The following is a 4,195-nucleotide window of genomic DNA, read 5'->3' on the forward strand; positions in this document are numbered from 1 at the left end:
CGCCCCCGCCCCGCCGCCCGCCCCCCGGAGAGGCTGCGGGGGGGGGGCGGCTGCCGCCGGTGGGTCGACTGCCGCCGGTGGGTCGACGGCGTACCGTGACCCGATGGACTCAGCGCACGACGCTCCCGCAGCTCCCGAAGCCCTGAACGCTCAGGACCAGGAACTCGTCGACACCGCCGTCGAGCTGGCGGAGCGGGCGTGCAGGGGGGACAACCACACGGTCGCGTCGGCCGCACGCGCTGCCGACGGCCGGATCGTCTCGGGTGTGAACGTGTACCACTTCACCGGCGGCCCCTGCGCCGAACTGGTCACGATCGGGGCGGCCGCGACGGCCGGTGCGTACGAGCTGACCACGATCGTGGCGGTCGGCGACGGCGGCCGCGGGGTCATCGCCCCGTGCGGCCGCTGCCGTCAGGTGCTGCTCGACTACTTCCCGCGGATCCGGGTGATCGTGCCGACCGGGCCCGGGGCCGTGGAAGCCGTTCCCGTACGGGAGTTGCTGGCCCATGCGTACGTGTGGCACGACCACCAGGAGTGACAGGGCGCGGGGTCAGACGCCCGCGCGTTCCCGTACCGCCTCCGCCGCCTGCACCCGCTCCGCCTTCCCGCGGCGCGGCAGCAGCACCGCCACGAGCAGCGTGCCGACCCCGAGGATCACCGCGCCGACCAGGCTGGTGTGCGCCACCGCGTCCGAGAACGCCGAGCCGACCGCGTCCGCCATCCGACCGGCCCCGTGGGCGAGTTGGTCGGCCTGGGCCTTGAGCTGAGCGGCCTGCTCGGGCGTCGCGGCCCGCGCCGCCTTGCCGGCGAGGGCCCGCGCCTGCTCGCCGATGCCCTGCGCGACGCCGTAGCCCGCGCCGACCGAGTCCTGGGCGGTGGTCAGCGCGTCACCGGGGAGCTTCGTGCCGGCCGTCGCGTCGGCGAGCCGCGAGGAGTAGGTGCCCGCGAGCACCGAGCCGAGGATCGCGATGCCGAGCGAGCCGCCGAGTTCGAGCGAGGTGTCGTTGACGGCTCCGCCCACTCCCAGCTCCGCCTCGGGGAACGAGCCCATGATCGCGTCCGTACAGGGCGAGAGCGCGAGCCCGATGGAGGTGCCGAGCAGGATCAGCGGCAGTACGAACGTGCCGTACGAGGACGCCGCGTCCACCTGCGTGAGCAGCGCGAGCGCCGCCGTGCCGCCGACCATGCCCGCGGTCACGGTGACCCGCATGCCCAGGCGCGGGGTCAGGTAGCCGGTAAGCACCGAGCCGACGAAGACCGCGCCGGCCAGGGGCAGCATGCGGATGCCGGTGTCGAGCGCCCCGTATCCGAGGACGAACTGCAGATGCTGCGTGAGGAAGTAGAAGGCGCCGAAGACCGCGAGGAAGAAGAGGGCGACGGCGAGGTTGGAGCCGGCGAAGCCGCGGTGCGCGAAGCGGCGGACGTCCAACACGGGCTTGGGGTGGCGCAGTTCCCAGACGATGAAGAGGACGAGGCCGACGGCGGCGACGACCGCCGCCGTGACGGCGTTGACGCCCCAGCCGAAGTGCGGGCCCTCGATGATCATGTAGACGAGGGCGCCGATCCAGATCACGGACAGGACGCCGCCCACGTAGTCGATGCGGTCGTGGTGGTCGGCCTTCGACGGCGGTACGAGGACGAGCGCGCCGATGATCGCGAGCGCGGCGATCGGCACGTTGATCAGGAAGGTCGAGGCCCAGCCGTGGTGCTCGAGGAGCAGCCCGGCGACCAGCGGTCCGGCCGCGATCGCGATGCCCGCGGTGGCCGTCCACATCACGATGGCCTTGGCGCGTTCCTTCTTGGGGAAGGTCGCGGCGAGCAGCGAGAGGGTCGCGGGCATGATCATGGCCGCACCGACGCCCATCACGGCACGGGCCGCGATCACTCCGGTCGAGCTGTCCACGAGCGAGCCCGCGACCGCGCCGCCGCCGAACACGACGAGGCCGAGGATCAGGGCGCCGCGGCGGCTGTACTTGTCGCCGATCGCGCCGAGCAGCAGCATCAGGGCGGCGTACGGAACGGTGTAGCCGTCGATGACCCACTGCAGATCGGCGCTGCTCAGGCGCAGGGACGTGGTCATGTCCGGGGCCGCGACGGTCAGGGCCGTGTTCGCCATGACGATGATCAGCAGGCTCAGGCAGAGCACGCCCAGGGCCCACCAGCGACGGGCGTACGGCCCGTCCATCTTCTCCACGGGCTCCTTCATGACCAGCCGCATGACTCGGGCCGCCTTTCCGCTCCACCGATTTGCACACTGCTGTGCAACTACACAGCCTTGTGCAATTTACGCCACTGCACAGGACTGTGCAAAATGGAGGGATGACCCAGGACCGCGTCAGTCGCGCCGACAGCAACCGCCGCCGCATCCTCGATGTCGCGCGCACCGAGCTGCTGCGCGATCCGGATGCCTCCATGGACCAGATCGCGCGCGCCGCGGGCGTCGTACGGCGCACGGTGTACGGGCACTTCCCGAGCCGTGAGGCGCTGATCATCGCCATCGCGGACGGGGCGATCGAGGCCATCGGCGAAGCCCTGGCCGCCGAGCCCGCGGACGGCGGCGACGACCCGGCCGGCACGCTGGCCCGGCGCACCCTCGCGGTCTGGCAGGTCGCCGACCGCTACCGCCTGCTTGTCTCGCTGGCCCAGCGCAGTGGCGCGATGGAGGACATCAGGGACCGGCTGGCACCGCACCGGGATCAGCTGACGGAGCTGCTCCGACTGGGCCTGGCACAAGGGGTGTTCAGCTCACCGCTGCCTGCCGCCGCACTCGCCCTCGTACAGGAGCAGGTGCTCTTCGGCCTGATGCAAGCGGTCAACGACGGGCACCTCGACGCACGGAAGGCGGGTCCCGCCGCCGCGGTCACCAGTCTGACCGCGGCGGGAGTACCCGCCTCCGGGGCGACCGCACTGGTCGCCGGACTCTCCTGAGCGACACCGCTCAGGACGAGGTCGCCGGACCCTCCTGAACGACACCGCTCAGGACGAGGTCGCCGGACCCTCCTGAACGACACCGCTCAGGACGAGGTCGCCGGACCCTCCTGAACGACACCGCTCAGGACGAGGTCGCCGGACCCTCCTGAACGACACCGCTCAGGACGAGGTCGCCGGACCCTCCTGAACGACACCGCTCAGGACGAGGTCGCCGGACCCTCCTGAACGACACCGCTCAGGACGAGGTCACACGCAGCACCAGGGCCGCCACGGCGAGGACCGCGAGCACCGCCGCGGGCGCGAACGTGTAGTCCTTGACGCGCAGATGGGCGATGACCGCCCCGATGAAGTAGAGCACCACGCCCACCGCGGCCGCCGCCCCGATGAACGGGACCGCGAGCCCGGCGAGCAGCCCCAGCGCGCCCGCCGCCTTCAGCGACGCGAGCCGTGGCAGCCAGGAATCGGGGACGCCCACCTTGCCCATCGAGTCCGTGATGGCGGGGTTGCGGGCGAAGGTGAAGGTCGCGGACGCGGCCAGGACGAGGGCGAGCAGGACACCGACGATCACGTAGGCGAGAAACATGAGCACTCCAAGGTATTCGAGCGCCCTCAACCGTAGAGGGCCCGATATCGTTGAAGGCTATCAACGATTTAGCGCACTCCACAATAGAGGCCCTGCTACGGTGTGGGTATGGCAGCCCGAGAGGTCACACAGGAGTCGGCCGGCCCGTCCTCGCGCACGTCCGCCGAGCCGGAGTACCGCCCCGCCTTCCTGCTCGCGTACCACGGCAACATCACCGACGGGCTGATCCGCAAAGCCGTCGCCACGGCGGGCCTGATCCCCCGGCAGGTGGCCGTGCTGCAGCTGCTGACGGACGGGCCGGTCTCCCAGAAGGCCCTCGTCGACGGGCTCGGCGTCGACCCGAGCGTCCTCGTCGCGCTGCTCAACGGTCTGGAGAACGACAACCTCATCGAGCGCAGGCGCGACCCAGCCGACCGGCGCCGGCATATCGTGGAGATCACCCCGGAAGGCGCCGAGCGGCTACGCAAAGCGGACGCCGCCCTCGACATGGTGGAGCGCGAGCTGTTCGGCGACCTGTCCGAGCGCGAACTCGCCTCGCTGCGCCGGATCCTCGACAAACTCCGCACGTCACCGGAGCACTTCACCTGCGGCGAGTAGCACGCACCCCACCACTCCATGCCGAACGCACGGAAGGACGGGGGCGGGGCTGGGGCCCGGCGTTCCTGTGTGGGCGGGCGGGTG

5 protein-coding genes are annotated in these 4,195 nt (G+C 71.4%); 3 read left to right on the plus strand and 2 right to left on the minus strand.

Annotated features, from left to right (window positions below):
* Positions 1–103 precede the first annotated feature (103 nt).
* Positions 104–538: a cytidine deaminase gene (locus tag JAO81_RS01395; protein ID WP_199545846.1), complete on the plus strand. Its 435-nt coding sequence runs from the start codon at positions 104–106 to the stop codon at positions 536–538.
* Positions 539–550: 12 nt separating this feature from the next.
* On the opposite strand, the gene JAO81_RS01400 is transcribed toward JAO81_RS01395, so the two are convergent.
* Positions 551–2,218, minus strand: a complete 1,668-nt coding sequence (locus JAO81_RS01400; RefSeq protein ID WP_199545847.1) for an MFS transporter — start codon at positions 2,216–2,218, stop codon at positions 551–553.
* 101 nt (positions 2,219–2,319) lie between these two features.
* Between JAO81_RS01400 and JAO81_RS01405 the strand changes: the two genes are divergently transcribed.
* Complete coding sequence (locus JAO81_RS01405) at positions 2,320–2,928, plus strand: TetR/AcrR family transcriptional regulator (protein ID WP_199545848.1); 609 nt, start codon at positions 2,320–2,322, stop codon at positions 2,926–2,928.
* Positions 2,929–3,166: 238 nt separating this feature from the next.
* On the opposite strand, the gene JAO81_RS01410 is transcribed toward JAO81_RS01405, so the two are convergent.
* Positions 3,167–3,514 carry a DoxX family protein gene (locus tag JAO81_RS01410; RefSeq protein WP_199545849.1) on the minus strand — a complete coding sequence of 116 codons (348 nt, stop codon included), beginning with the start codon at positions 3,512–3,514 and terminating at the stop codon, positions 3,167–3,169.
* Between the two features lie 108 nt (positions 3,515–3,622).
* On the opposite strand from JAO81_RS01410, the gene JAO81_RS01415 reads away from it, so the two are divergent.
* Positions 3,623–4,111, plus strand: coding sequence for a MarR family winged helix-turn-helix transcriptional regulator (locus JAO81_RS01415; protein ID WP_199545850.1), 489 nt, complete (start codon positions 3,623–3,625; stop codon positions 4,109–4,111).
* Positions 4,112–4,195: the final 84 nt, after the last annotated feature.

The organism is Streptomyces sp. N35, from assembly GCF_016464295.1.
Taxonomy (GTDB): Bacteria; Actinomycetota; Actinomycetes; order Streptomycetales; family Streptomycetaceae; genus Streptomyces.

Coding starts and splice junctions, on each gene's coding strand:
- JAO81_RS01395 (WP_199545846.1), top strand. CDS start 104: ATGGACTCAGCGCACGACGCTCCCGCAGCTCCCGAAGCCCTGAACGCT.
- JAO81_RS01400 (WP_199545847.1), bottom strand. CDS start 2,218: ATGCGGCTGGTCATGAAGGAGCCCGTGGAGAAGATGGACGGGCCGTAC.
- JAO81_RS01405 (WP_199545848.1), top strand. CDS start 2,320: ATGACCCAGGACCGCGTCAGTCGCGCCGACAGCAACCGCCGCCGCATC.
- JAO81_RS01410 (WP_199545849.1), bottom strand. CDS start 3,514: ATGTTTCTCGCCTACGTGATCGTCGGTGTCCTGCTCGCCCTCGTCCTG.
- JAO81_RS01415 (WP_199545850.1), top strand. CDS start 3,623: ATGGCAGCCCGAGAGGTCACACAGGAGTCGGCCGGCCCGTCCTCGCGC.